Source organism: Pseudomonas libanensis, from assembly GCF_001439685.1.
Classification (GTDB): Bacteria; Pseudomonadota; Gammaproteobacteria; order Pseudomonadales; family Pseudomonadaceae; genus Aquipseudomonas; species Aquipseudomonas libanensis.
Genome location: NZ_JYLH01000006.1, coordinates 1 through 26,305, shown reverse-complemented (window position 1 = coordinate 26,305; position 26,305 = coordinate 1). Strand labels below are relative to the sequence as shown.

The 26,305-nt window shown below is 60.4% G+C and carries 23 protein-coding genes; 16 read left to right on the top strand and 7 right to left on the bottom strand.

The genetic code is table 11. The annotated features are described in order from the left end of the window. Nucleotides 1-180: 180 nt before the first annotated feature. Complete coding sequence (locus tag TU73_RS11105; protein WP_057012215.1) at nucleotides 181-1,677, top strand: PAS domain S-box protein; 1,497 nt, start codon at nucleotides 181-183, stop codon at nucleotides 1,675-1,677. A 102-nt stretch (nucleotides 1,678-1,779) separates the two neighbouring features. Then, nucleotides 1,780-2,052, top strand: a complete 273-nt coding sequence (locus TU73_RS11100) for a DUF1652 domain-containing protein (RefSeq protein WP_043050215.1) — start codon at nucleotides 1,780-1,782, stop codon at nucleotides 2,050-2,052. 38 nt (nucleotides 2,053-2,090) lie between these two features. On the opposite strand, the gene TU73_RS11095 is transcribed toward TU73_RS11100, so the two are convergent. The 3 genes from TU73_RS11095 to TU73_RS11085 all read right to left on the bottom strand — a co-directional run bounded on the left by TU73_RS11095 (nucleotide 2,091) and on the right by TU73_RS11085 (nucleotide 4,020). Next, complete coding sequence (locus tag TU73_RS11095) at nucleotides 2,091-2,399, bottom strand: RcnB family protein (RefSeq protein WP_057012214.1); 309 nt, start codon at nucleotides 2,397-2,399, stop codon at nucleotides 2,091-2,093. Nucleotides 2,400-2,458: 59 nt separating this feature from the next. After that, complete coding sequence (locus TU73_RS11090) at nucleotides 2,459-3,469, bottom strand: terpene synthase family protein (protein WP_156421211.1); 1,011 nt, start codon at nucleotides 3,467-3,469, stop codon at nucleotides 2,459-2,461. A 140-nt stretch (nucleotides 3,470-3,609) separates the two neighbouring features. Beyond that, nucleotides 3,610-4,020 (bottom strand): nuclear transport factor 2 family protein, encoded by a 411-nt coding sequence (locus TU73_RS11085; RefSeq protein WP_231984810.1) that lies wholly within the window; start codon nucleotides 4,018-4,020, stop codon nucleotides 3,610-3,612. Between TU73_RS11085 and TU73_RS11080 the strand changes: the two genes are divergently transcribed. The 4 genes from TU73_RS11080 to TU73_RS11065 all read left to right on the top strand — a co-directional run bounded on the left by TU73_RS11080 (nucleotide 4,019) and on the right by TU73_RS11065 (nucleotide 9,063). Continuing rightward, nucleotides 4,019-4,576 (top strand): helix-turn-helix domain-containing protein, encoded by a 558-nt coding sequence (locus TU73_RS11080; protein WP_057012212.1) that lies wholly within the window; start codon nucleotides 4,019-4,021, stop codon nucleotides 4,574-4,576. The genes TU73_RS11085 and TU73_RS11080 overlap by 2 nt on opposite strands. Before the next feature lie 11 nt (nucleotides 4,577-4,587). Then, nucleotides 4,588-5,934 (top strand): glutamine synthetase family protein, encoded by a 1,347-nt coding sequence (locus TU73_RS11075; protein ID WP_057012211.1) that lies wholly within the window; start codon nucleotides 4,588-4,590, stop codon nucleotides 5,932-5,934. A 21-nt stretch (nucleotides 5,935-5,955) separates the two neighbouring features. Next, entirely contained in the window at nucleotides 5,956-7,056 is a 1,101-nt protein-coding gene (locus TU73_RS11070; protein WP_057012210.1) for a DNA alkylation repair protein, read from the top strand. Nucleotides 7,057-7,203: 147 nt separating this feature from the next. Next, on the top strand, nucleotides 7,204-9,063 hold the full coding sequence (locus tag TU73_RS11065; protein WP_057012209.1) for a DUF3857 domain-containing transglutaminase family protein: 1,860 nt from the start codon (nucleotides 7,204-7,206) through the stop codon (nucleotides 9,061-9,063). A gap of 130 nt (nucleotides 9,064-9,193) precedes the next feature. On the opposite strand, the gene TU73_RS11060 is transcribed toward TU73_RS11065, so the two are convergent. Continuing rightward, on the bottom strand, nucleotides 9,194-10,087 hold the full coding sequence (locus TU73_RS11060; protein WP_043050208.1) for a LysR family transcriptional regulator: 894 nt from the start codon (nucleotides 10,085-10,087) through the stop codon (nucleotides 9,194-9,196). 129 nt (nucleotides 10,088-10,216) lie between these two features. On the opposite strand from TU73_RS11060, the gene TU73_RS11055 reads away from it, so the two are divergent. The 6 genes from TU73_RS11055 to TU73_RS11030 all read left to right on the top strand — a co-directional run bounded on the left by TU73_RS11055 (nucleotide 10,217) and on the right by TU73_RS11030 (nucleotide 17,892). Then, complete coding sequence (locus TU73_RS11055) at nucleotides 10,217-11,863, top strand: GMC family oxidoreductase (RefSeq protein ID WP_057012208.1); 1,647 nt, start codon at nucleotides 10,217-10,219, stop codon at nucleotides 11,861-11,863. Nucleotides 11,864-11,928: 65 nt separating this feature from the next. After that, nucleotides 11,929-13,551 (top strand): MFS transporter, encoded by a 1,623-nt coding sequence (locus tag TU73_RS11050; protein ID WP_057012207.1) that lies wholly within the window; start codon nucleotides 11,929-11,931, stop codon nucleotides 13,549-13,551. A 178-nt stretch (nucleotides 13,552-13,729) separates the two neighbouring features. After that, the gene (locus TU73_RS11045) at nucleotides 13,730-15,679 is read left to right on the top strand and encodes a DNA topoisomerase III (RefSeq protein WP_057012448.1); all 1,950 of its coding nucleotides are present in this window, start codon (nucleotides 13,730-13,732) and stop codon (nucleotides 15,677-15,679) included. A 129-nt stretch (nucleotides 15,680-15,808) separates the two neighbouring features. Next, nucleotides 15,809-16,249: a CBS domain-containing protein gene (locus TU73_RS11040; protein ID WP_043050205.1), complete on the top strand. Its 441-nt coding sequence runs from the start codon at nucleotides 15,809-15,811 to the stop codon at nucleotides 16,247-16,249. Nucleotides 16,250-16,258: 9 nt separating this feature from the next. Further along, the gene (locus TU73_RS11035) at nucleotides 16,259-17,122 is read left to right on the top strand and encodes an NAD-dependent protein deacetylase (protein WP_057012206.1); all 864 of its coding nucleotides are present in this window, start codon (nucleotides 16,259-16,261) and stop codon (nucleotides 17,120-17,122) included. A 440-nt stretch (nucleotides 17,123-17,562) separates the two neighbouring features. Beyond that, on the top strand, nucleotides 17,563-17,892 hold the full coding sequence (locus TU73_RS11030; RefSeq protein WP_046071979.1) for a hypothetical protein: 330 nt from the start codon (nucleotides 17,563-17,565) through the stop codon (nucleotides 17,890-17,892). A gap of 63 nt (nucleotides 17,893-17,955) precedes the next feature. Here the strand turns inward: TU73_RS11030 and TU73_RS11025 are convergent, their stop codons facing one another. Beyond that, on the bottom strand, nucleotides 17,956-18,858 hold the full coding sequence (locus TU73_RS11025) for a LysR family transcriptional regulator (protein WP_057012205.1): 903 nt from the start codon (nucleotides 18,856-18,858) through the stop codon (nucleotides 17,956-17,958). Between the two features lie 133 nt (nucleotides 18,859-18,991). Here TU73_RS11025 and TU73_RS11020 point away from each other — a divergent pair, with 133 nt between their 5' ends. From TU73_RS11020 to TU73_RS11010, 3 genes are read left to right on the top strand one after another with little or no spacing between them, the layout of a single operon-like run. Further along, a complete protein-coding gene (locus TU73_RS11020; RefSeq protein WP_010211319.1) occupies nucleotides 18,992-19,690 on the top strand; it encodes a CoA transferase subunit A in 699 nt (232 codons plus the stop codon). A gap of 30 nt (nucleotides 19,691-19,720) precedes the next feature. After that, nucleotides 19,721-20,380 carry a CoA transferase subunit B gene (locus tag TU73_RS11015; RefSeq protein WP_003190327.1) on the top strand — a complete coding sequence of 220 codons (660 nt, stop codon included), beginning with the start codon at nucleotides 19,721-19,723 and terminating at the stop codon, nucleotides 20,378-20,380. Nucleotides 20,381-20,391: 11 nt separating this feature from the next. Next, the gene (locus TU73_RS11010) at nucleotides 20,392-21,573 is read left to right on the top strand and encodes an acetyl-CoA C-acetyltransferase (protein WP_057012204.1); all 1,182 of its coding nucleotides are present in this window, start codon (nucleotides 20,392-20,394) and stop codon (nucleotides 21,571-21,573) included. Between the two features lie 183 nt (nucleotides 21,574-21,756). Here TU73_RS11010 and TU73_RS11005 read toward each other — a convergent pair whose 3' ends face one another. Both TU73_RS11005 and TU73_RS11000 read right to left on the bottom strand, forming a co-directional pair. Next, on the bottom strand, nucleotides 21,757-22,179 hold the full coding sequence (locus TU73_RS11005) for a PaaI family thioesterase (RefSeq protein WP_057012203.1): 423 nt from the start codon (nucleotides 22,177-22,179) through the stop codon (nucleotides 21,757-21,759). A 105-nt stretch (nucleotides 22,180-22,284) separates the two neighbouring features. Continuing rightward, entirely contained in the window at nucleotides 22,285-23,370 is a 1,086-nt protein-coding gene (locus tag TU73_RS11000) for a DUF1615 domain-containing protein (RefSeq protein ID WP_057012202.1), read from the bottom strand. Between the two features lie 273 nt (nucleotides 23,371-23,643). Here TU73_RS11000 and TU73_RS10995 point away from each other — a divergent pair. Further along, nucleotides 23,644-26,305: DUF6531 domain-containing protein (locus TU73_RS10995; protein WP_167347562.1), on the top strand; the 2,662-nt coding region annotated here is incomplete at its 3' end.

Sequence of the window (26,305 nt, the reverse complement as noted above, 5' to 3'; positions counted from 1 at the left end):
GCTTGTCAGGAATAAACGCCCGATAAAGAAGCTCAGGTTCAGGCGCATATGCACCAGGCCCACCAGTGCATTCGTACTGCTCAGCGGTTAATCACTCTGCACTATCCTGATGCCGGGTGGTCGTATTCCCATGCGCCCAGCCCCTACAAAAACTCGCGCGTTTTCTATTTTGGAGCAGTCATGACCCAGGATGTCCTTGCCAAAGAAACCAACCGCCGCCAATTGCAGCAGATCATCTCCGGGCTGTCCGACGGCGTGATCCTGGCCGAAGTCGACCAGACCATCCTCTGGGCCAACGAAGCGGCATTGGCCATGCATGGGGTCAATGAAGTCGAGGAGCTCGGCACCAATACCGAGGCGTACGCCAAGCGTTTTGCCCTGCGCTATCGCAACAATCATCCGTTACAACTGGACAGCTACCCCCTAAGTCGCGTCGCGACCGGTGAAGAATTCAGCGATGTGGTAGTGGAAGTCACCCCTGCTGCCGATGAAAGCCGGTGCTGGGTACATCGCTTACGCAGCCTGGTGCTGACCGACTCCAAGGGCGAGCCGGAGCTGCTGGTGCTGATCCTCAGCGACGCCACCGAATGGGCCAGCGCCGAGCAGCGCTTCGAGAAAACCTTCAACGCCAACCCGGCACCCGCGGTGATCTGCCGCCTGAGCGATCTGCGCTACATCAAGGTCAATCAGGGCTTCCTGGAGATGACCGGCTACAACCGCGACCAGGTCATCGGCAAATCCGTGTATGAACTGGATGTGCTGGAACAAGCCGAGCGCAAGGACCTGGCCATCCAGCGCCTGGGCGAAGGCGCGACCATCCCGCAGATGCAGGCCGAACTGCGACTGCCCGAAGGCGGGAGCAAACTGGTGATCGTGGCCGGCCAGCCGTTGGACATGAACGAGGAAGACTGCATGCTGTTTTCCTTCACCGACCTGGAGCCTAGGCGCAAAGCGGAAATTGCCCTGCGCCAGAGTGAGGAGCGCTTCGCCAAATCCTTCCGCCTGACACCGGTGCCCACCCTGGTGTGCAGCGCCGTCAACCGCCAGGTAGTGGATATCAACGAAGCCTTCATGACGATCACCGGTTATATCAGTGAGGAACTGATCGGCAAATCCATCGAAGAGATCAACTTTATCGACAGCCCCCAGGCCGGTGCACAACTGTTTGCCACCCTGGAAAAAGCCGGCAACCTCGACGGCCAGGACCTCAAGGTGCGCAAGAAAGGCAATGAAGTGATCGACTGCGTGGTGTCCGCCGATACCGTGATCATCCAGGACGTGCCCTGCTACCTGATGGTGCTGATGAACATCACCGAACGCAAACGCTCTGAGCTTGAGCTGGTGGCGGCCATTGAGGAAGTGATGCAGGATGCGTCGTGGTTCAGCCAGACCCTGATCGAAAAACTGGCCAACGCCAAAAGCGTCAATAGCCCCAACCTGCCCAATGTAGCCTTCACCGACCTGACCGCCCGGGAGCGTGATGTACTGGGCCTGATCTGCGAGGGTCTGGCCGATAAGGAGATCGCCTCGCGCCTGAAACTGGCGCCCAACACCGTGCGTAACCATGTGGCCACGGTGTATTCAAAGCTGGGGGTGCACAGCCGCAGTGCCGCCATCGTCTGGGCCCGTGAACGCGGGCTGTTTGCCGGCGAATTGCGCGTTAAAAACAAGCGCTGAACATGCAAATGCACTAGTCCAGCTAGTGCGAATTCGCCTTATTGGGCGGGGGTGCAATCAATAACCTTCAAGGGATCGTACTTTTGCCTTGAAGGAACCCGCATGTTTACCCTCTCCCAACTGCGCAACTGCATCGAAGAAGGCCTGTCACCGCTGACGTGCGAATTCACCCTGTGCCGGGATGCGTCCTTGACCCTGAAGGTCTACGACGCCGAGACCGGCCGAGTCGACCTGGTGGTCACCGGCATCAGCACTAACCGCCTGCAGACCCCACAGGAAGTGGAAAAGATGGTGGATGAGCTGCGTTACGAGCTGCAGAGCAACAACGTCGGCAAGCTCACCCTCGATGATTTGCCTTCATCGACGCGGCAATAAAACAGAACACCTGCAAAGCAGCAGGTGGTGGTGCGGGATTATTTCTTCACCGGGGTGATCTCAAGGATCGTGCCGTTGGTGGTCTTGAGCAGCACGAACTTGTCGCCTACCCGCGCCCATTGGCTGTCTTCCTCTGGCTGTTTAAGGCCGCGTTTTTTCCAGTCACTGACCGCCGACTCCTTGCGCATCAGCATATCCGGGGCGCGATCACCTTCTTTCAGGTCCCGGGCATTGATGTTTGAAGGTTGCACGGTTTCCTGAGGGGTATCACCGGCCTGCACGACAAAGCTGGCGGTGGACAGGCCGGCGGTGATCAGCAGGCAGGCGGCTAGGGTTTTAGATTTCATGGGTGCTCCTTCAATTAATGGTGCGTACCCTGGGTCCGACCGCGGCGGCGCGTAATCATTCACCGCGTAAAATCAGCTCGGTAACGAGCACTGTGTTTGTGCCATTCCAGATTCCCCGCAATCCATGCCTTAAGCCCTGCAAGATACCTTTGCAACAGCGGAGTCGCCCCAACCAGCAAAGCATGCTCCGCCTGTTCGTACTGGAGCATTACGTCGTCATGAATGTCGGCAATCATGTCTATCGCTTGTTGAAGGGAGCACTGGCGCAGTGACGCTAACAAATACGGCAATTTAAACGTACCCACCTCATTCAAATGTTCCTTGTAGGCAGAGTACATATCGTTGACCAGCGTGGTCGCCAGGGCCCCCAAGGCAGTGACTCTGTGTACGTCCGGCTGCGAATACACATTGGCCGGTACTTCGTAACCGCCGATGGGGTCGATCAATACAAGGCATGGCCAAAAACTGTTTACTTGTCGACTGCCAAGGTATTCAGCCACGGTCGGCCGCGTACCATACACACGCCACGCGCCCTCGGCAGCCATGGCTACAAACATCGCGATGCTGATTTGGCGAACCCGGGCAACCTGGGAGGGGGTACAAAACTTGCCGACTCGCCTCATGTAGGCACGCAGCCCCACCAGAACCGGATCAGCGTTGAGCTGGGTCTCCAATTGGGCATCAAAAGGTTTAGGCAGGTAAGAGGGATCCATCGCGGCAATCGCGAATGATAAACGGGGGGCAACGTGCCTGGGATCGCAGCCCAATGAACGGTCATCGCAATAATGGTCATCAACAGCAAACAAGGCCGCCAGGCACTGTGCTTGCAGCAGGAGACGGTCAGGATCGTCGGTGTCTACATGGCACAACATGGCGTAGCGACCAAAATCCGAAGCTCGGATCTTGTCCAGTTTTCCAGCGAAGATGCCAATACGCTTGATCCATCTCATCAACCGATTGTTGACCTCTCGCCCCAACGCATCATCTATACGCGTGGGAGAAGGACAACGAAGCGTACGCACAATAAAGGGCGAAATAACGGACGACGAGCCAGCAGAAAATTGCTCCATCGCAATAAGCCTCTATCTTGGTGACTGGGCATTACTACGGACCCGACTGCGTGGAAAGGATGATGTGTGTAGAAGGCTAGTAAAAAAACGCTCTTGTCGCTATAGCGCCAATAGAGCTGTTTGACTGTCTCGCGCCCCAGCTACTGAGCGGGTGTACCTTGATGAAACACCATCCGCCATTGCCCGTGCTCTTCGCGCCACACCGAACTGCGCAATGAATTCCCTACGCCTTGGCGGTGACTGCGATAGGTCACCAGTGCCACATTGGTGCTGAGCATTTTCAGCGCAAATTCAGTCATGCGCCGCTCGGAAAACACCTCATCCTGCAACCCGGCAATCACCTCGGCCTTGCTGCCCCAGACAGCGCCACTGGCGCCAAACTCTACGAAATCATCCGCCAGAAGTTGCCCCAGCCGGTGCGCATCCGAGCGCGTCGTACACGCCTGAAGCTCCTGTTCCAGCACGAGTAAATGCGCCTCGAGTTCCATTACCATTGCCTCCATGAAATTAATCCTGTAATTTTTCATGAAATTATCCGATACAAATTTCATGACCCCACAAGAAGAACTCGCCACCCTAGCAGCGCTGATCCACGATCTGCGCAAGCACAAGAAGCTCACCCTGGCCCAACTCGCGCAAAAAATCGAGCGGTCAGTGGGTTTCCTGTCGCAGGTCGAACGCGGCCTGTCGCGCCCGACCGTGGCCGACCTGACCGCCATCAGCCACGCCCTTGACGTACCCACCACCTATTTCTACAGCCTGCCCAAACCCAAGGCCGTGGACTGGGTCACCCGCCCTAACGAGCGGCGCACGGTGTATTACGCCAATGGCATCACCGACATCCTGGTATCGCCGAGCATGAACGGCGCGTTTTCGATGCTCGATAGCCTGCTGGCCCCCGGTGCCAATAGCGGTGAACAAAGCATGAGCGACCGCGCCGAACAGGCCGGCTTTGTGCTGGAGGGCGAGCTGACCCTATGGGTGGACGATGAGGCCGACCCGGTCACCCTCGGCCCCGGCGACAGCTTCCACCTGGCCAGTTTCGCCCACTGCCGCTACGCCAACCTGACCGACCTGCCCGCCCGCGTCCTGTGGGTCTACAACTAGGAGCTGCACCCGTGAAAAGCCATTCCTCCACGTTGCTGGCCGAAGTACGGACCTTTCGCCAGAACCACCCCGACGTGCGTTATGTCGACTTGATCGCCCTGGACATCCCCGGGCATTTCTACGGCAAGCGCTACCCGGTGGAGATGCTTGAAAAAGTCGCCGCCGGCAGCCCGTTGAAGCTGCCGCAGAACGCCGTATTGCTGGGCGCCCAAGGCGGGTTGTTCAAGATTGGCGACTACTGCTTCAACGACGGGGACCCGGACGCCAGCCGGCGACTGGTGCCCGGTACGCTCAAGCCGGTGAGCTGGGAGTCGCAGCCATTGGGGCAAATGCTCATCACCTCGGACGGCACCGAGGCACCGATTGAATTCGAACCCCGCGAAGTCCTGGCCAAGGTACTTGAACGCTTGCAGCACAAGGGCATTCACCCGGTGGTAGCGTTTGAACTGGAGTTCTATCTGTTCGATAAAAAGCTCGAAAACGGGCTGCCGCAATTTGCCCGTGACCCGCTGAGCGATGATGCCGATGACCAGCCCAACCTGCATATCGAACGGCTCTCGCGTTTCAGCGAGGTGCTGGACGACATGGCGCAAACCGCAAAGGCCCAGGGCATCGACATCACGGTGATCACCGCCGAAATCGGCCCTGGCCAGTTCGAAATCAATTTCGGCCACTGTGACGACGGCCTGCGCGCCGCTGACTGGGCCGCCCTGTTCTGCCGCTGCACCCGTGGCGTGGCGCTCAAGCATGGTTATCGCGCCAGCTTCATGGCCAAGCCCTACCTGCAATTTCCCGGCAGCGGCATGCATGTGCATGTCAGCCTCTACGACGCGGCGGGCAATAACCTGCTCGCGGCCCATCAGCAGCAGGCGTTGCGCCATGCGGTGGCCGGTTGCCTGGAGTTGCTGCCCCACTGCATGCCGATCTTCTCGCCCAACCACAACGCCTTCCGCCGCCTGGGTGGCACAGTCAATGCCGCGACACGTGCCAGTTGGGGCTTTGAAGACCGTGACGCCTGCGTGCGCATCCCCGAGTCCGACCCGCGTAACCTGCGCATCGAACATCGCCTGGCCAGCGCCGATGCCAACCCGTACCTGGTACTGGCGGCGATCCTGGCGGGGCTCGAGCACGGGCTCGAAGCCAAGCGTGAGCCCATCGCGCCGCTGAACGAGGACCGCAGCAGCGGCACCGACTTCCCGGTGGAAATGCTTGACGCCGTACGCGCCATGCAGCAGCAACCGATAGTGCGCGATAAGCTGGGTGCGGAATTTGTCGATGTGTATTGCGAAAACAAACGCCAGGATCATCTGGCCTTTCAGCAGGAAATTCATGCGCGGGAATACCGCTGGTTTCTCTGACTCAACCCCATGGAAGCACCGATGACCGATCAAAGCGCCCCGGCCCTCAAGGAACTCTTCAACGTCGAACGCCTGCAACACATCGCCACCGAGATGAGCGCGGTGTACCCGGCATTCGACGCCAGGGGCTTTCTGACGCACGCCACAGCCGGGCTGGCCGAGCTGTCGGTGATGCAACGCATGGCGCGGGTCAGTGAGAGTCTGCACGCGGTGATCCCTCTGGATTACGCGCAAACCCTCAAGCACCTTTACGCCTTGGCGCCGCGCATCAACAGCGGCTTTGTCAGCCTGTTTTTGCCGCACTACGTGGCGAGCTATGGCCTGGATGACTTCAAGCGCTCCATGGCAGCGCTGAAATTTTTCACCACCTTTGGCTCGGCCGAGTTCGCCATTCGTCATTTCTTGCTGCACGACTTCGAGCGCACTTTGACGGTGATGCAACAATGGTCGCTGGATGCCAACGAACACGTACGCCGCCTGGCCAGCGAAGGATCACGCCCTCGCCTGCCCTGGTCGTTTCGCCTGGCCAACGTGCAAGCCAGCCCCGAGCTGTGCGCACCGATCCTGGATAACCTTAAGGCCGACAGCAGCCTCTACGTGCGCAAGTCGGTGGCCAACCACCTCAATGACATCACCAAGGACCATCCGGGCTGGGTGCTCAGCCTGATCGAAGGCTGGGACCTGGATAACCCGCACACTGCCTGGATCGCCCGCCATGCGTTGCGCAGCCTGATCAAGCAAGGCAACACCCGCGCACTGACGATCATGGGCGCCGGGGCCAAGGCCGAGGTGACCATTGACCAGCTGAGCGTGACCCCGGCGGCGATTCGCCTGGGCGAGCGGATCAGCCTGTCGTTCAACCTGACATCCACCGCTCCCCAAGCGCAAAAACTGGTGGTGGACTACGCCATCGATTACATAAAGAGCGCCGGCCATAGCGCGTCCAAAGTGTTCAAGCTCAAAGCCTTTACCCTGGGCGCAGGCGCACGGCAGCGTATCAACCGCGAGCAGCACATCCGAGAATTGACCACGCGCAAGCACTATCCCGGCACGCACCGGGTGCACGTGCTGGTCAACGGCGAGCGCCTCGCCAGCGCGCAATTCGAACTGCTAAAACCTTGACCTGAATCAAACAAAAGGCTCTAGCACGGGCCTTTCAGCCAGATAAATTGTCGAACAATCCTGGCTTTCGTCGTTGAGACCCATTATCATCCGGCGCCTTCTCGCTACCCGCAGGGTAGTTGTTTCAATGTGTCACCCGAGGCGCCCATGTACCGTTTTTCGTTTCACCGCCCTTTGATTGCGATCAGCCTGGGGCTGGTCAGCCATTCTGTTTGTGCTGCACTGCAACCCATGGCCGAAGCCCCGCTGGCCAGCGACACCGAGCTGCACTGCCACTTCAACCGCGACGCCAGCACCGACTGCACCACCACCGAGCACTACACCATCCTCAAGCCCAGCGGCCGCGAAATGCTCTCGCGTATCGACTTCGATTACTCCGAGGGCGATACCTTTGAAGTGATCAGCGCACAATCCACTCAACCTGGCGCCAAGCCGGTGGCCCTGGCCGACACGCAAATCGACACGCGCACTGCCCCCAACCCGGACCAGGGCTTCAGCCGCGACAAGCAAACCTCCCTGGCTTTCCCCAACCTGCGGGTGGGCACACAGATCCGCTACACCGTACGCGAGCACTACCCAGCCAAGCCGCTGGTGACCCAGTTCCACTATGTGCTCAAGTTCGGCCCCGGCGCGGCCCGCCGTGACCGCTTCAAGGCGCGCTTCACCGCCGAACGGCCGATCCAGTGGCGCAGTGAAATGTTCGACGGTTTCAAGGTCACTCCTTCGAGCAACGGCAAGACCCTGGATGTGGTGCTCAACGCTCCGATCTACGTCAACTACATCAATGAATCTTCCGCCGCCGCACTGCTGCGCATCCCACGCCTGGAAGTGGGCAGCGCGGTGGAGCGCCAAGCCTACTTCGGTGATTTAGCCCAGCGCTACAACCAGATCCTCGGTGCCAGCCTGCCGGCGCAAGCCGCCGCCGCCGTGACCGCCGCACGCAGCCTGGCGCCGGCCGAACAAGTGGCTGCGCTGATGCAGCACATCAATGATCACTACCGCTACCTGGGTGACTGGCGCGCCACCGAGCGTGGCTACGTGCCATTTAGCCTGGCGGAAATCGAGCAGCACGGTTACGGCGACTGCAAAGACCTGGCAACCCTGCTGATCGCCATGCTCAAGGCCAGTGGCATCAAGGCCGAGACCGCGTGGGTGAGCCGTGGAGATGGGGCGGCCGCTTTGCTGATCCCGGGCCCGCAGGCGCCAAACCACGCCATCGTGCGTGCCGAAGTGGATGGGCAAGTGTGGTGGCTCGACCCCACCAACCCGGTCTTCTCCCCCGGCCAGACCATGCCCGACATCCAGGACCGCTGGGTACTGGTCAACGATGCCCAGGGCCAGGTGCGCGAAGAACACATCCCACTGGAGCGCCCCGAGGTCGTGGTGCGCCTGGACAAACATGTACAGTTCGGTAAGGAAGGCGATGGCGCAGTCGAGGCCACCGTCACCTTCAGCCGCCTGTGGCTGATGCAATTGAGCACCGCCGACCGCCAACAAGGCACCACCGCCACCGACCAGAACATCTGCGCCAACTTCGGCAATGACATCAGCGACTGCCAGATCACCCGTGAACCCACGGGTTTTGTGGTGCATGACGGCTACCGCGTAACCGCCCGCATGAACGACCAGCGCGCCCTGGAAAAACTGGGCAATGACTACGTCTACACCGACCCGTCATTGAAAGACCGCTGGGAGGGCTACATCAACTATCGCCGTCACGGACAACAGGCCGACCTCTACCTGGGCAACCCTGAAACCTATGACTACACCTATACGCTGGCAGGCGGGAAGATGGAAAAAGCCGTCCCCGGCTGCAAGGTCCGCTCGCCATGGTACGACCTCGACCTGGATGGGAAGCTGGAGAAAGGCTCGCTACGCTATCACTATCGCCTGAGCCAGAAGAAGCGCTGGCTGACCCATGAGGAAGTGGCCAATGATGCGTTCGGCAAGATGATTGAAGAGGCTCGGGCCTGTGCCGAGCAGGTGCATCAAGTCGTGAAGCTCTAAGATCTCCCTGGCACAACGCAACCCAAATGTGGGAGGGGGCTTGCCCCCGATGGCGGTGTATCAGTCAATGCAACTGTGACTGAACCACTGTTATCGGGGGCAAGCCCCCTCCCACATTTTCTCCGTTCCGTTAGTCGGATTCGCCGAGCAGCAAACCCTGCTCCCGCGCACACAACTCCACCACATAATCCCACAACACCCGCAACCGCACCGACTTGTGCAGCTCCCGGCGCGAGCTGATCCAGTAGCTGCGCTGGATGCTCTCCCCCGGCAGCAATGGCACCAGGTCCGCGTCGCCAGCCGCCATGAAGCACGGCAGCACGGCAATGCCCAACCCCGAACGCGCCGCCTGGTGCTGGGCAATCACGCTGGTGCTGTGGAACACCACCTTGGGGTTACGGCAGAAGCTGCTGAGGAATTTCAATTCCTGGCTGAACAACAGGTCGTCCACGTAATCGATCCAGGCATGGGCGGCGAGGTCTTCGCGCTTTTCGATGGGCGGGTTGCGCGCAAGGTAAGCGCGGCTGGCATATAGCGCGAGGCGGTAATCGGTGAGTTTGCGCGTCACCAGTTGATCGACGCTGGGGCGTTCCAGATGGATGCTGATCTCCGCTTCGCGGTTGAGGATGCTGACAAAGCGCGGCACCGCGACCAGCTCCACTTCCAAGCCCGGGTAACGTTCGAACAATCCCCCCATGCGACCGGCGAGGAACATCACGCCCAAGCCTTCGGCCACACCCAGGCGGATCTTGCCCAGGGGCGCAGCGGAGTGGGTGAGCTCGTCCTCGGCCAGCAACGCTACGTTTTCCATGGCTTCGGCATGCTTGAGCAGCGCTTCGCCCGAGGGCGTCAGCTCATAGCCCTGGGCATGTTGCACGAACAACGCAGTGCCGAGGCTTTTTTCGATGGCCTCGATATGCCGGGCCACGGTGGCATGCGTGGTCTTCAAGCGTTGCGCGGCGGTGAGCAGGCGGCCACTGCGCTGCAACTCGAGAAAAAACCGCAGGTCATTCCAGTCGAACATGTCGCCTCCCTTGCCTGAACCCGGCCCACGCTGTTTAAAAACGCACAGCAGCTGGGTAAAAACTAACATTTTTAAGACGAAAACTAACAACTAGGATGGGGGCAATAAGAAAAACAAGCGAGACCCCAGATGCCCATTGCAACTGCTGAATACGATTACATCGTGGTCGGCGCCGGCCCCGCCGGTTGCCTGCTGGCCAATCGTCTGTCCGCCAACCCTGCCCACCGCGTCCTGCTGCTGGAAGCCGGTGGCCGCGACAACTACCCCTGGATACACATTCCCGTCGGTTACCTGTTCTGCATTGGTAACCCGCGCACCGACTGGTGCTTCAAGACCGAAGCCCAGGCCGGCCTGCAAGGTCGCGCCTTGAGTTACCCACGGGGCAAGGTGCTCGGCGGCTGCTCGTCGATCAACGGCATGATCTACATGCGCGGCCAGGCCCAGGACTACGACGGCTGGGCGGCAGAAGGCAATCCGGGCTGGGCCTGGAAGGACGTACTGCCGCTGTTCAAGCACAGCGAAAACCACTTTGCCGGCGGTTCTGAATTCCACAGCGATGGCGGCGAGTGGCGGGTCGAGCAACAGCGCCTGTCGTGGCCGATCCTCGATGCGTTTCGTGAAGCGGCCGCCCAGAGCGGTATCGCCAATATCAATGACTTCAACCAGGGCGATAACGAAGGTTGCGGCTACTTCCAGGTCAATCAAAAAGCCGGTGTGCGCTGGAATGCGGCCAAGGCATTTCTCAAGCCAGTCCGCCAGCGGCCCAACCTGACCGTGCTGACTGACGTGGAAGTTGACCGGGTGCTGCTGGAAAACGGCCGCGCCTCCCAAGTGGTCGGGCGCCAACACGGCCAGCAGCTAAGCTGCAAAGCACGCAAGGAAATCGTACTGTGCGCCGGCGCCGTCGGCTCGCCGGGCATTCTGCAACGTTCGGGGATCGGCCCCGCCAATGTGCTTAAACCACTGGGCATTGACGTAGTGCATGAACTGCCTGGGGTCGGCGGCAACCTGCAGGATCACCTGCAGCTGCGGCTGATCTACAAGCTGGAAAATGCCCGCACCCTCAACCAGATTGCCGGCACGCTGTGGGGCAAAATGGGCATGGGCCTGCGCTACCTGTATGACCGCAGCGGCCCGCTGTCGATGGCGCCGAGCCAACTGGGCGCATTTGCTCGCTCCGGCCCGGAGCAGGCCTCGGCCAACCTTGAATACCATGTGCAGCCGCTGTCCCTGGAGCGCTTTGGCGAGCCGTTGCACGGCTTCCCGGCGTTTACCGCATCGGTCTGCGACCTGCGCCCGCAAAGCCGCGGCCGCGTGGATATTCGCTCGGCCAATCCGGCGGATGCCCCGCTGATACAACCCAATTACCTCAGCCATCCCGAGGACCTGCGCGTAGCCGCCGACGCTATCCGCTTGACCCGACGCATCGTCGCCGCGCCGGCCCTCAGCCAGTTCAAACCGGTGGAATACCTGCCCGGCGATGCGCTGCAAACCGAAGAACAGCTGCACGAAGCCGCCGCCCGTATCGGCACCACCATCTTCCATCCGGTGGGCACCTGCCGCATGGGCAATGACCAAGACGCCGTAGTCGACAGCCAACTGCGCGTGCACGGCATTCCCGGCCTGCGCGTTGCCGATGCGTCGATCATGCCGCGCATCACCTCCGGCAATACCTGCTCACCCACGCTGATGATCGCGGAGAAGGCCGCGCAGCTGATCCTTTCACCGACTACAAGGAGCCTCGTCGCGCAGAAAGAACTGGTTCATGCAATCTGAATAGCGGCGTCAAACCTGGCGCCGACAGTGGAACAACAATAAATAATCACTGTGAGGGACACCCGATGTCAGAACATGCTCAACCCCTGGGCTCGGCGGCCAGTGCAAGCACCGCCAACGAATCAAGAAAGGTCATCTTCGCCTCGTCCCTGGGGACGGTGTTCGAGTGGTATGACTTTTTCCTCTATGGCGCCCTGGCGGCGGTGATCAGCAAACAGTTCTTTGCCGGGGTCAACGACACCACGGCGTTTATCTTCGCCTTGATGGCCTTTGCCGCCGGTTTTGTGGTGCGGCCGTTCGGTGCGTTGGTGTTCGGCCGCCTGGGCGACATGATCGGGCGCAAGTACACCTTTCTCGTCACCATCATCCTGATGGGCGTGGCGACCTTCTGCGTCGGGCTGTTGCCCACCTACGCCAGCATCGGCATTGCCGCGCCGATCATCCTGATCGTGCTGCGCATGCTGCAGGGCCTGGCTCTAGGCGGCGAATACGGTGGCGCGGCCACCTATGTGGCCGAGCACGCGCCGCCGGGCAAGCGCGGGCTGCATACCAGCTGGATTCAATCCACTGCCACCCTCGGCCTGTTGCTGTCGTTGCTGGTGGTGCTGGCCTGCCGTTACTTCACGGGCGATCAGTTCGAAGTGTGGGGCTGGCGCATTCCGTTCCTGTTTTCCATCGTGCTGCTGGGCATCTCGACCTGGATCCGCATGAGCCTGCACGAGTCGCCGGCCTTCTTGAAAATGAAAGAGGAAGGCAAGGCCAGCAAGGCGCCGATCCGCGAGTCGTTCGGTAAATGGGAAAACCTCAAAGTGGTGCTGATCGCGCTGTTCAGCATTAACGGCGGCCAGGCCGTGACCTTTTACGCGGCGCAGTTCTACGTGCTGTTCTTTCTCACCCAGTTCCTGAAGATGGACCCGGCCCTGGCCAATATGCTGCTGATCATCAGCGTGGTGATTGGCGCGCCGTTCTTTATCCTGTTTGGATGGCTGTCCGACAAAGTCGGACGCAAGCCGGTGCTGATGCTTGGCCTGCTGCTGGCGACGGCGCTGTACTTCCCGATCTTCAAGGGCCTGGCGCACTACACCAACCCGGCGATGGACCAGGCCAGCCGTCAGGCCCCGATTACCGTACTGGCCGACCCGGCCACCTGCACCTTCCAGTTCGACCCGGTGGGCAAGGCGCGTTTTGACAGCCCGTGCGACAAGGTCAAGACCTTCCTGGTCAAACAGGGCTTGCCCTACAGCAGCGCCGCCGCCCCAGCGGGCAGCCCGGTGCAGGTGAGCGTGGGCGATGTGCGTATCGACGGCTTCGATGAGGCGGCCCTGCGCGGCGCCGTGGCCCTGGCCGGCTACCCGACGTCGGCGGATGTGGCCCAGGTCAACAAAGTCATGGTGGTGGTGCTGATCGTGGTGCTGATCCTGATCGCGGCCATGTGCTACGGGCCATTGGCGGCGCTGATGGTGGAGCTGTTTCCGACGCGCATCCGCTACACCTCGATGTCCCTGCCCTACCATATCGGCAACGGCTGGTTTGGCGGGTTCCTGCCGACGGTGTCGTTTGCCCTGGTGGTGTACACCGGCGATATCTTCTATGGCCTGTGGTACCCGGTGGTGGTGACAGGGGTTAGCTTGATCGTCGGGTTGTTCTGCCTCAAAGAGACCCGGCATGTGGATATCGACAATAACTGAGTTCGGTTGAACACCGAAGATCCCTTGTGGGAGGGGCGGTGCGAATCGTCGCACCGCCCCTCCCACATTTGGTTTTTGTTGCTCACACATATTGCTGTACATCCATACAGATAATGGTTGCTCAAATCCCTCTGACTGAGCATCCTGCAAGGCATCAATCCAATCTGATGGGATGACCATGCGGCTGTACCTCTGTGAAAAACCCTCCCAGGCCAAGGATATCGCGGCCGTGCTCGGCGCCAGTCGCCGCGGCGACGGTTGCTGGCTGGGCAATGGGGTCACCGTCACCTGGTGCATCGGCCACCTGCTGGAAACCGCTCCGCCCGACGCCTACGACGCCAAGTACAAGCGCTGGGTGCTGGCCGATCTGCCGATCGTGCCGGAAAAATGGAAGATGCTGGTCAAGCCCAAGACCGCCAGCCAATACAAGGCCGTCAAGCGCTTGCTCGGGGAAGCCCAGGAGTTGGTAATTGCTACCGATGCCGACCGCGAAGGCGAGATGATCGCCCGTGAACTGGTGGAGCATTGCCGCTACCGCGGGCCGATCCAGCGCTTGTGGCTGTCGGCACTGGACGACGCCTCCATTCGCAAGGCTTTGGCTGCGCTCAAGCCCGGAGCCGAAACCTTCAGCCTGTATCATTCGGCGCTGGGCCGCTCCCGCGCCGACTGGCTGATCGGCATGAACATGAGCCGCCTGTTTACCCTGCTGGGGCGCCAATCCGGCTACCAGGGCGTATTGCCGGTAGGCCGGGTGCAAACCCCGACCCTGCGCCTGGTGGTAGACCGCGACCGCAGCATCGCCGATTTCGTGCCAGTGGCGTATTGGGCCATCGATGTCGACCTGCACCACGAGCGCATGACCTTCACCGCCCAGTGGCGCGCCCATGACGATGCCTGCGACGATCAGGGCCGCTGCCTCAACCCGCAATTGGCGCGGGACGCCGCCGACGCCATGCTTAACGCCGCCACTGCGCGGCTGGTGAAGCTGCGCACTGAACGCATGCGCGAAGTGGCGCCCCTGCCCTTCGACCTCGGCACGCTGCAGGAAATCTGCTCGAAGAAGCTCGGCCTGGGCGCTCAGGAGACCCTGGATATCGCCCAATCTCTCTACGAAACCCATAAGGTCATCACCTACCCGCGCAGCGATTGCGGCTACCTGCCGCTGAGCCAGCACAATGAAGCACCGAAGATTCTCGCGGCCCTGGGCCGTGCGGATGCGGCAGTCAACGAGCTGATGCCGCATATCGAACCCCAGCGCCGCTCGCGGGCCTGGAACGACGCCAAGGTCAGCGCCCACCACGGCATCATCCCCACAGGGGCGGGTAAGGATTTAAGCCAACTGACCGGCAAGCACCGTGCGGTCTATACCCTGATACGTGCGCGCTACCTGGCGCAGTTCCTGCCCAACCATGAATATGACCGTACCCAGGCGGACTTCGACTGTGCGGGCCAGGCATTGCGCGCGGTAGGCAAGGTCATTATCGAGCCAGGCTGGAAGCGGGCATTACCCGAAGCCCTGGCCCCCGCCAAAGGCCGTGAAGCGCCCGCGCCACAGGCCTTGCCGACGCTGGTGCAGGGCCAGGACTACGGCGTGGCCAAGGTCAATCTCAAGGACCTCTGGACCCAACCGCCCAAGCCCTTTACCGAAGGCGACCTGATCAAGGCGATGAAAAACGTCGCCAAGCTGGTGGAAGACCCACTGCTCAAGCAAAAGCTCAAGGACACCACCGGCATCGGTACCGAAGCCACCCGCGCCGGGATCATCCAGGGCTTGCTCGACCGTGGCTACCTGGTGAAGAACGGCAAGGCCCTGTCGGCCACCCCGGCGGCGTTCAGCCTGATCGACGCAGTGCCCCGCGCCATTGCCGACCCCGGCACCACCGCCATCTGGGAACAGGCGCTGGACATGGTGCAAAGCGGCGAAATGAGCCTGGAGGAATTCGTCGCCAAGCAAGCGGCGTGGATGAGCAAGCAGGTGGCGCGTTGCAACGGCATGCGCATGACCATCACCGGCCCCGCCAGCCCCGCAGGCCGAGGCGCCACACCCTGGAAGAAGAAACGCAAGAACGCCCCACGCAAGACGGCAGCCAGCCCCAAGCGGGCGAAAAAACCGGCAACGGCAGGGTAAAACCGGAAAAAATCCGGCAAATGACGTTTTTCGACGGGTTTAACGCCGCTTTGGGTCTTGCCCTGCCGTGGGCCGTCTAGGATTCTGTAGGGGATCTGGACTACCTACAACAATACCGGAGTGGCCGCCATGAAGACCGTCGCACAATTGCTGAAAGCCAAGGACCAAAAAAACCAGGACGTCCACACGATCAAATGGGATCACACCGTCTTTGAAGCCCTGGTCCGGATGGCGGAAAAAAACGTTGGCGCCTTGCCGGTCGTCAAGGAAGGTGTGGTGGTGGGGATAATCAGTGAACGGGATTACGCACGCAAACTCATACTCAAGGGTCTGTCGTCGGTGACTACCCGGGTCACCGATGTCATGAGTTCGCCGGTAATCACCGTCGATACCCATAAAAGTGTCGAGGAATGCATGAACATCATGACCGACAGTCACCTGCGTCACCTGCCGGTGGTTGAAGACGGCAAACTGCTTGGCCTGCTGTCCATCGGCGACCTGGTCAAGGAAGCCATTGCCGAACAAGCCGCCTTGATCCAGCAGTTGGAGCAGTACATCCGCGGCGAATAGGGGGAACCCATGCTCGACACCTCGGTACATCAGGAAGACCATCTCGATACCCTGCACGGGGCCATGGCCGGACGACGCTTTGTGGTGCTGACCGGTGCAGGGATCAGCACCTCGTCGGGCATCCCTGATTACCGCGACAGTGAAGGTGTGCGCCGGGGCAAGGCCCCAATGATGTACCAGGAATTCCTCGCCACCCCAGAGGCGCGGCGCCGCTACTGGGCGCGGGCAATGCTGGGTTGGCCCCGGGTACGCATTGCCCAACCGAACAAGGCCCACCGGGCGCTGGCGACGCTGCAACAGCGCGAGCTGATCAGTGGGCTGATCACTCAAAACGTCGACGCCCTGCATGAACAGGCCGGCAGCCACGATGTGATTGAGCTGCATGGCAGCCTGCATCGGGTGCTGTGCCTGGATTGCCAACTGCGCAGCGCACGCGATGCGATCCAGCGGCAGATGGACGTCGATAACCCTCACATGGCGCAGGTGCATGCCGTGCAAGCGCCAGATGGCGACAGCTTGCTCGACACCGCGTTCGAACAGCGCTTCCAGGTACCCCGCTGCCCCCATTGCAATGGCGAACGTCTCAAACCTGACGTGGTGTTCTTTGGCGAGAACGTCGCACCGGCAACTGCGCTTAAGGCGATGACGGCGGTAGACCATGCTGACGGTTTGCTGGTGGTGGGGTCGTCGCTGATGGCCTATTCGGCGTTCCGCTTGTGCAAGGCGATGGTCGAACAGGGTAAGCCGGTGATTGCGATCAACCTGGGCAAGACCCGAGGAGATGAACTGCTGCAGGTTAAAATCCAGGCCTCCTGCGAGCAGCTTCTGCCGTTATTGGTCGACAGACTCCAGACCTACACCTCCAAAAAATGACGCCCAAGTCACGTTTTCCCGCATTCTCCCGCCCCTACAACGATTTATGTAGTGTGCAAAAATAATCACTACATAATCGTTGACGTAAGCTTTTTGTCCTTGCATGATCTAGACGTCTCCCGGATCGGGAGCGTTGGTAACACGCGTTTTGAACAGGCTCGTCTGACCGCCGAGCTGTTTTTCCGGATGTGCACTGCCCACAAGGCGGATTGATGAAGCTGACCAGCCCCGAAAGGGACAGGTGCAAGGAGCCTGAACGCTGCTTGTCTTCGTTATGAAAGCATTGCGTAGCAGTTCATCAGCAAGACTACATGCAACAGGCTCAAGACCCTGCCCGTATTCGGCAGACCGTCGCTGACGCCCGGTTTTCCGAACCGGAGATAACTAAAGAGTTTTAACGAATCAACTGATAGATCGCCAACTGGTCAAGGGGCTTACACATGAATCTGAACAACCAACCAACTATCGATGAATTGGCTGAGATGTTCGCAGCGCAGAAAGACACACTCGACGACCATATCCTGTGGATTGGCAAATCGGGCGAAGTGCAAATTGACTGCCTGGCTCCCAACACCAAAGAGGCCGAATTCGACCGCAATAACCGTGAGCTGGCGGCGCGCCTGAAGATGTACCGCCGAGGCCAGGGTTATGTCGGCAAGAAAGCCGCGGCCGACCGCAATTTTATCGAGCAGGTGTTCGATACACTTAACAATGCCTGGGCATCTTTCAAGGATAACTCGCAGGTTAAAGTGATCGATCGCTACTACTAATAAGCATCATTCGATCAAGTGTGGGAGTTGGCTTGCCAGCTCCCATAATTTTTTGTGACCTGTTCAAAAAGTTGGAAACCTGCCCTTCCCAGCTTCATCGCAAAAAATATCAAACAATACTTGGGCTGCCGCCGATAGTTCATGCCCGGGCTTGGTCAAAACGCCAATCGGCCGCTCGATCACCGGGCCGCTCAAGGTAATGCAATGCGCCCCCGCTTCCTCCATTTGCCGTGCACATAAGGCCGGCACGGCGCTGACCCCCAAGCCACTGGCAACCATCTTGCCCACCGTCGCCAATTGATGGCTTTCCAGCGCCACGGGCAACTTCATCTGCAAGGCACCGAGGTGTTCCTCCAGCATCACCCGTACCGTAGATGGCCGCTGCAAAGTAATGAACGGATGCTCCAACAGGGTTTTCCAGTCGATTTCAGCGCATTGCGCCAAGGGCGAATCTCCCGGCACCACGGCAATAAAGCGGTCCAGGTACAGCGGCGTGAAGGCCAACGATGACCCTTCGGACGGCTCGAATGCCACGCCCAGCTCGACTTGGCGATCACGCACCATCTCCAGCACTTGCTCATTGATCAGGTCATGCACCGTCACATTCACCTGGGGGTAACGGGCGCGGAATATCTTCAGGATCGGCGGCAACAGGTTGCCAGCGAACGATGGCATCGCCGCTACCGTTACCCGCCCGCGTTGCAGCGTGAACCGCTGGCGCAGTTCGTCCTCGGCATTGTCCCAGTCAGCAATCAATCGACGTGCCAGGGGCAACAGCGACTCACCTTCAGGGGTTAGCGCGACATTGCGTGTGTTACGGCTGAACAAGCGTCCACCCAACCCTTCTTCCAGGCCCTTGATCGTTAAGCTCAGAGCCGATTGAGAAAGGTGCAGGCGCTCGCAGGCCGCGGCAAAGCTCAGGCTCTGGGCCACGGCCAGAAAGGCACGCATCTGTTTAACGGTCATGACACTGCTCCGAACGAAGGATCGACTATGCTGTTTTCTAAATCAATCAACCTTAAAAAACAACTTAACAAATCAATCCATCAGCGCAACACTCGGTTCACTGGCTGGACCACAAACAATAAAAGAGGTGCATATGGCAGGTTTCGATAAACGCGTGGCGTCCTATGAAGAAGCGCTGGCAGGCCTGGAAGATGGCATGACCGTGCTCTCCGGCGGATTTGGCCTGTGTGGTATTCCGGAAAACCTCATCGCCGAAATCAAGCGCAAAGGCACCCGCGACCTGACAGTGGTTTCCAACAACTGCGGCGTCGATGGCTTCGGCCTGGGTGTGCTGCTGGAAGAAAAACAGATCAGCAAAGTGATCGCCTCCTATGTAGGTGAAAATGCCTTGTTCGAAAAGCAGCTGCTCAGCGGCGAAATCGAAGTGGTGCTCACTCCCCAAGGCACCCTGGCGGAAAAAATGCGCGCAGGCGGCGCCGGTATCCCGGCCTTCTTCACCGCCACCGGCGTCGGCACCCCGGTTGCCGAAGGCAAGGAAACCCGCGAATTCAATGGCCGCCCCTACTTGATGGAAGAATCCATCACCGGCGATTTCGCCATCGTCAAAGGCTGGAAGGCCGACCACTTCGGCAACGTCATCTACCGCCACACCGCCCAGAACTTCAACCCGCTGGCCGCCACCGCCGGCAAGATCACCGTGGTCGAAGTCGAGGAAATCGTCGAACCGGGCGAGCTGGACCCGGCGCAGATCCACACCCCTGGCATCTACGTCGACCGGATCATCTGCGGCACCTTCGAAAAGCGCATCGAACAGCGCACCGTCCGCAAATAATCCCGTCCAGAACAATAAGAGGAAATAATCATGGCGCTTACCCGCGAACAGATGGCTCAACGCGTCGCCCGCGAAATGCAGGACGGCTATTACGTAAACCTGGGCATCGGCATTCCGACCCTGGTGGCCAACTACATCCCCGACGGCATGGAAGTGATGCTGCAATCGGAAAACGGCCTGCTCGGCATGGGCCCGTTTCCTACCGAAGACACTATCGATGCCGACATGATCAACGCCGGCAAGCAAACCGTCACGGCGCGCATCGGCGCATCGATCTTCTCCTCTGCCGAGTCCTTCGCAATGATTCGCGGCGGGCATGTCGACCTCACCGTGCTCGGCGCATTTGAAGTGGACGTACAAGGCAACATCGCCTCGTGGATGATCCCCGGCAAGCTGGTCAAGGGCATGGGCGGCGCCATGGACCTGGTGGCTGGCGCGGAAAATATCATCGTGATCATGACCCACGCATCCAAGGACGGTGAGTCCAAATTGCTCAGCCAGTGCAGCCTGCCGCTGACCGGCGCGAACTGCATCAAGCGTGTGCTGACGGACCTTGCGTACCTGGAAATCGAAAATGGCGCTTTTGTCCTCAAGGAACGCGCACCTGGCGTCAGCGTTGAAGAGATTGTGAGCAAGACCGCCGGTAAACTGATCGTCCCGGACCACGTTCCAGAAATGCACTTCCAGTGAGGACAGATTCCATGCAAGACGTCGTGATTGTTGCTGCCACCCGCACCGCCGTGGGCAGCTTCCAAGGTTCGCTGGCGAACATCCCGGCCCCGGAACTGGGCGCTGCGGTGATCCGCCGCCTGCTGGAACAGACCGGCCTGGATCCGGCCGAAGTCGATGAAGTGATCCTCGGCCAGGTACTCACCGCAGGCTCAGGCCAGAACCCGGCGCGCCAGGCTTCGATCCTCGCCGGCCTGCCCCATGCCGTGCCGAGCCTGACCCTGAACAAGGTCTGCGGCTCGGGCCTCAAGGCCCTGCACCTGGGCGCCCAGGCCATTCGTTGCGGCGACGCCGAGGTGATCATTGCCGGCGGCATGGAAAACATGAGCCTGGCCCCGTACGTATTACCCGCCGCGCGCACCGGTTTGCGCATGGGCCATGCAAAGATGATCGACAGCATGATCACCGACGGCCTGTGGGATGCGTTCAACGATTACCACATGGGTATCACCGCCGAGAACCTGGTGGACAAGTACGGCATCAGCCGTGAAGCCCAGGACGCCTTCGCCGCCGCCTCCCAGCAAAAAGCCGCCGCCGCCATCGAAGCCGGGCGCTTTGCCGATGAGATTACACCGATCCTGATCCCCCAGCGTAAAGGCGACCCGGTGGCTTTCGCGGTGGACGAACAACCCCGCGCCGGCACCACCGCCGAGTCCCTGGCCAAGCTCAAGCCTGCGTTCAAGAAAGACGGCAGCGTCACCGCCGGCAACGCCTCCAGCTTGAACGATGGCGCCGCCGCTGTGCTGCTGATGAGCGCCGACAAAGCCCGGGCCCTCGGCCTGCCGGTACTGGCACGGATCGCCAGCTACGCCAATGCGGGCGTTGACCCGGCCATCATGGGCATCGGCCCGGTGTCGGCCACCCGCCGCTGCCTGGACAAGGCCGGCTGGCAGTTGGCTGACCTGGACCTGATCGAAGCCAACGAAGCCTTCGCTGCGCAATCCCTGGCGGTGGGCAAAGAGCTGGCATGGGACGCCGACAAGGTCAACGTCAACGGCGGCGCCATCGCCATCGGCCACCCGATTGGTGCCTCAGGCTGCCGCGTGCTGGTGACCCTGCTGTATGAAATGATCAAGCGAGATGCAAAGAAAGGTCTTGCAACCCTGTGCATCGGCGGCGGGCAAGGCGTGGCCCTGGCGCTCGAGCGCAACTGACCTGTAAGAGCAATGCAGAAAAGGCCTGGCTCCACGAAAAGCCAGGCCTTTTCTTTTATCGATGTCCCTGAATGAATTCGGTCAAAATGTGGGAGCTGGCTTGCCTGCGATAGCGGTCTATCAGTCAAATCATTGCTAACTGACACACCGCTATCGCAGGCAAGCCAGCTCCCACATTCGATCTCATTGTCTGTCACTCTGTGGCACCGCAAACACCGCACTCGCCCGCAGCACAACCCGCTCATCCACTTGCAAACTCAGCGTGGCAAACGCCATCTGCCTTCCGCGCTTGTGGCTGTCCAAGCGCACCACCATCCACTCCCCTACCTGCACAGCGCCCAGATAGTCCACGGTCATGCTGGCGGTAATCAACGGTAACGGCGGCTCACTGGAAAACGCCATGGCGTAGCCCATGCCGATATCCGCCAGGGTTGCCAGCACCCCACCGTGCACCGTACCGCGCCCATTGGCGTGACGATTATCGGCGCGCAGGCCGATTTCCAGCTGCAAGCCTTCGCCCCGGCAATACGCCGGGCCGAGCAGGTCCAGCAATGGGCTGCTGCGCGGTAATGGAACAAAACCTTGAGGAACGGTGTGGGTGGTCATGGCGGCTCTTCCCTGGAACGAGCCCCAAGATGTACGCCAAGCGTCATGCAGCCGCCATTACCATCAGCCGCGCAAATTCCCCGCCATGCGTGGCGAGTTGCTGCGTCAGCGTTTCATGCAGCGCTGATAGCGCTCATCCACGCGCTTGGCGAACCATGCCGTGGTCAGGTTGCGGGTGATCTTCGGGCTTTTGAGCACAATGCCCGGCAGGATCGCCCGCGGCAGCGGCTTGCCCGCGGCCTGATCGGCCAGGGCAAAGACGCGCTTGTAAAGGGTGGTGTCTTCGAAATCCAACTGCTCGCCCTGCTCCAGCTGGCTGCGGATGCTCGGGTTACGCATGTCCAGTTTTGCCCCCAGTGAGCGCACCGCCAGCTCGGTGGTGCCGGGCAGCAAGGAGCCATAGCGGATCAGATCCCCGTCCAGTGCCAGCTCTTTGCCGGTGACGCGGCTGACGGCCGCCTGGAACGCCGCGTTGCGGCTGGCGTACCAGCCGGCATTGAAATCGGCGAAGCGGTACAGCGGCTGATCGTAGCTCACCGGGTAGCCGAGCAGATGGGCGATACCGAAGTACATACCGCCACGACGGGTGAAGACTTCGCGGCGAATCGTGCCGTCCACCGTGTAGGGATAACCCCGCGCCTGCTTTTGTGCGAAGTCGATACTGACCTGCATCGGGCCTGCGGTGTGCACCGGGTTGAAGCCGCCAAACAGCGTATTGCCCAGGGGCACCATGCTGATGAAGTCATCGAAGATCGCGCTCAGGTCCTTTTCGGTGCGTGCGGCATTCAAGCGGTCGGCGTAGGTCTTGCCGGTGGGCGAACGCAATTGCAATGCGCTGCGTACCACGAATGCGGGCACATGCACCTTGCCGGCACGGCGCAGGATCTCATCCTGGGCGATCTTGCCCATGCCGGGCACTGGTGGGTCGACCTGAAAGGTGGATTCCTGCTCGGTTACCGCCAGTACGGCGCAGATGTTTTCAGTGCTGGGGTAGATCTTTTGGGTGTCGAAGGCGGTGTAGATGTCCTGGGCCCAACCGTTGCGGTCCGCCACCTTGGCCGGCAGCAGGCGCACGATCTGCGCCTTCACCTCGGCTTCACTGCGCTCAGGCTGCTGCGGACCGCGTGAAGTGGAGCAACCGGCGAGCACCAGCAAAGGCATGAGGCAGAGGAGCAGACGGCTTGAATACATGGGGCTTCCTTGATGAACGACGGGCCGGACAGTGCAGATATCGACAGGTAAGTCTAACCGGGGTTCGTCGGTGTGCAGAACCGGTTGCTTGGCCGTAGCTGAAACATCCCACATAACTGCCGGATAAGCTTTACTCCCCAGCCCCGGGAACCGCTGCAAAGTCCCTCGCCTGATTGAACAGTGCGAGGGATTGCAGATGGCTTTTTCCGTTAGAGCCCTGGTTGCCGGGGCTGCTGCTTGAACCCGGCCATCGGCAGGCTGGCCCTGACCCCGATGGATGTGCAGACACCCGAAGTTGAAGGGGTTCTGCGCGATTTTCGCGATTGCCTGAATACCTTTGACGCCTGGGCCGAGAGTTTCTGGAGCTTCTCGGCGCTGGATGTGGAGCAGGTGTTCAAGGTCGGGGATGAGGTAGCGCTCGTTGCACCGATCAACCGTTCCCTGCTTCCCAGCAGCACCGTCGCCACATGCCCGGCCAGCGGTACGTTGACCCTGGTGCATATGTTCCAGAGCACCCGGTTCGTCCCCATCGGCAACACGCCGGTGATGTTGCAACGCGTTGACCCAAACGGCGGCCCACTGGGCGAGCCCCTCCATAAGACCATCGGCCCGAGCGGCATCCTCGAAGTCACCGAGTGTGATCGCAACCAGCAATACCAGGTCAGCTTTTACCCCAACGTTTCACGCGATCACGTCAAGGCGTGGTATGCGTCTTATCAGTCAGTGATCGGCGGGCTGGAAGTGGGCTTGCGTGAAGCGTGGGACAGCAGGTTCCAGGCGCAGTGGAAAGGCTACACCAACGCGACACCGCTTGACCGACGTCGGTTGCTGGAAACGGCATTTCTCAGCGGTATGGGCAAGGCGCTTTACAGCCTGTGGGACAACGTTACCCAGCTGTACGACCTGTTGGCCGATCTCAAGCCCAACAGCGAAAAGCTGCTGCAGTACCTCTCTCAAGCGGAATTGGATGAGCTGTTGACGCTGGGCCAAGACGCGATTGCCCAGGGCCTGCTGGTGCTCAGTGATGAGCCACTGTTGTTTATCTACGTGGCGGCGATGGTCAGCTGGATGCGCATGTTGCCGCCGCCGGACATGAGTGAGCTGTGGGGCGAAATCAGCGGTGAGGTGCTGATCAGCCTGCTGTTGATTCGCGTCTTGGGGGCGATGGGGTTAACGGCGCGGCTGGGGACTCAGGTGCTCGGTCATATCAAATCTGGCCGTGCGCGGGCGTTGTTAGAGATGCTGGCCAAGCAGCTTGTGGGGCCTGGGTTGGGGCCGCATGTGGAGGCGGCTAAGCCGTTGTTGCTGGGGAGTTTGGCGACACCGATCAAGGGGGTGCCGGCTGTACCGTTGAAGGCTGGGGATCAACTGGTTTCGAACCCGGTGCCCGCAGTGCGCAGCAAGGCCCGGCAGACCGTATTGGTCCGGCAGGAGCACGTCGATGATGCACCGGCCATGGCGTCGAATCCCAAGGGCGATGCGGCGGCGCCTGCGGACAAGACGGTCACTCATGGCTGCCCGGTGTCGATGGTCACCGGGGAAGAGTTACTGACCCTTACCGATGGCGTGCTGGATGGAATTTTGCCGTTTGAGTGGACGCGGCTGTATCGCACCAGTGCGGTGGAAGTGGATTGCGGGTTGGGGTTTGGCTGGAGTCATGGGCTGGCGCACAGGCTTGCTGTGTCGGGCGACTCGGTTGTTTGGACAGATCATGAGAACCGCCGTACGCAGCTTCCGTTGCCCACCGATTCTCGACCGGCGATCACCAATAGCCTGGCCGAAGCGGCGATCTATCTGGGCTCGGCTGTTGATGAACTGGTGTTGGCCCAGGCGTCGCGGTTCTATCACTTTCGTGACGGTGTACTGGTCTCGATCAGTGATGCGTATGACAACCGCCTGCGCATTGTGCGTGATCGTTCAGGGCGGATTGAGCGGTTGGATAACGGTCTCGGCCGTTCGCTGCTGCTGCGCTATGAGTTGGATCGCATCGTCGCGGTGGACTACCAGGTTCATCGCGCCAAAGACCGTGGACCCTACGTCTGGGAGACCGAGCAGAACGTCGTTTCCTACGCCTATGACGAAGACGGACGACTGGTTTGCGCGACCAATGCCGTCGGTGAAAGCGAGCGTTATCGGTACGACGAGCAGCACGTCATTCTCGAGCGGCAGTTGGCCGGTGGGGCGAGTTTCTTTTGGGCGTGGGAAGGCTCCGGCAAGGCGGCACGCTGTGTCCGGCATTGGGCGAGTTTTTCGCAGATGGACACGCGTTATGCCTGGGGGGATGACGGCCGCGTCACCGTGCATAACGCCGATGGCAGCCAGGAAATCTATGTCCACGACGACCGGGCGCGGTTGGTACAGCGCATTGATCCGGACGGCGCCCAGCACTTCAAATCCTACGATGACAAAGGCCGGCTGACCGTCGAGCAGGATCCGCTGGGGGCGGTGACGGCCTATCAGTACGACGAAGCCGGACGCTTGGTGGCGTTGTTTCCGGGGGATGACGAGCCGACGTCCTACGAGCATGACAACGGTTTCGTACGGGTTGTCAGGCGTGGCGAGGCGGTCTGGAACTATGAGCGTAATGACCAGGGCGATGTTACGCGCAGGACCGATCCCGATGGGCAGGTCACGGACTATAGCTACAACAAACGCGGGCAGTTAACTGGAGTTTGGTACCCCGATCACAGTTGTCATCGGTTGGTGTGGAATGAGCGAGGGCAGTTGCTTGAGGAGCAATTGCCCAATGGCGGGATCAAGCGCTATCGCTATGACGATCTAGGGCGGCAGATTGCGCGTGAGGATGAGCATGGCGCGCAGGCTCTTTATGAATGGGACGCCGTAGGACGTCTGCTGAAACTGACCCAGCCCGGCGGCGCCACTCGGGAATTCAGCTACAACCCCTACGGCAAAATCATCGCCGAGCGCGATGAAC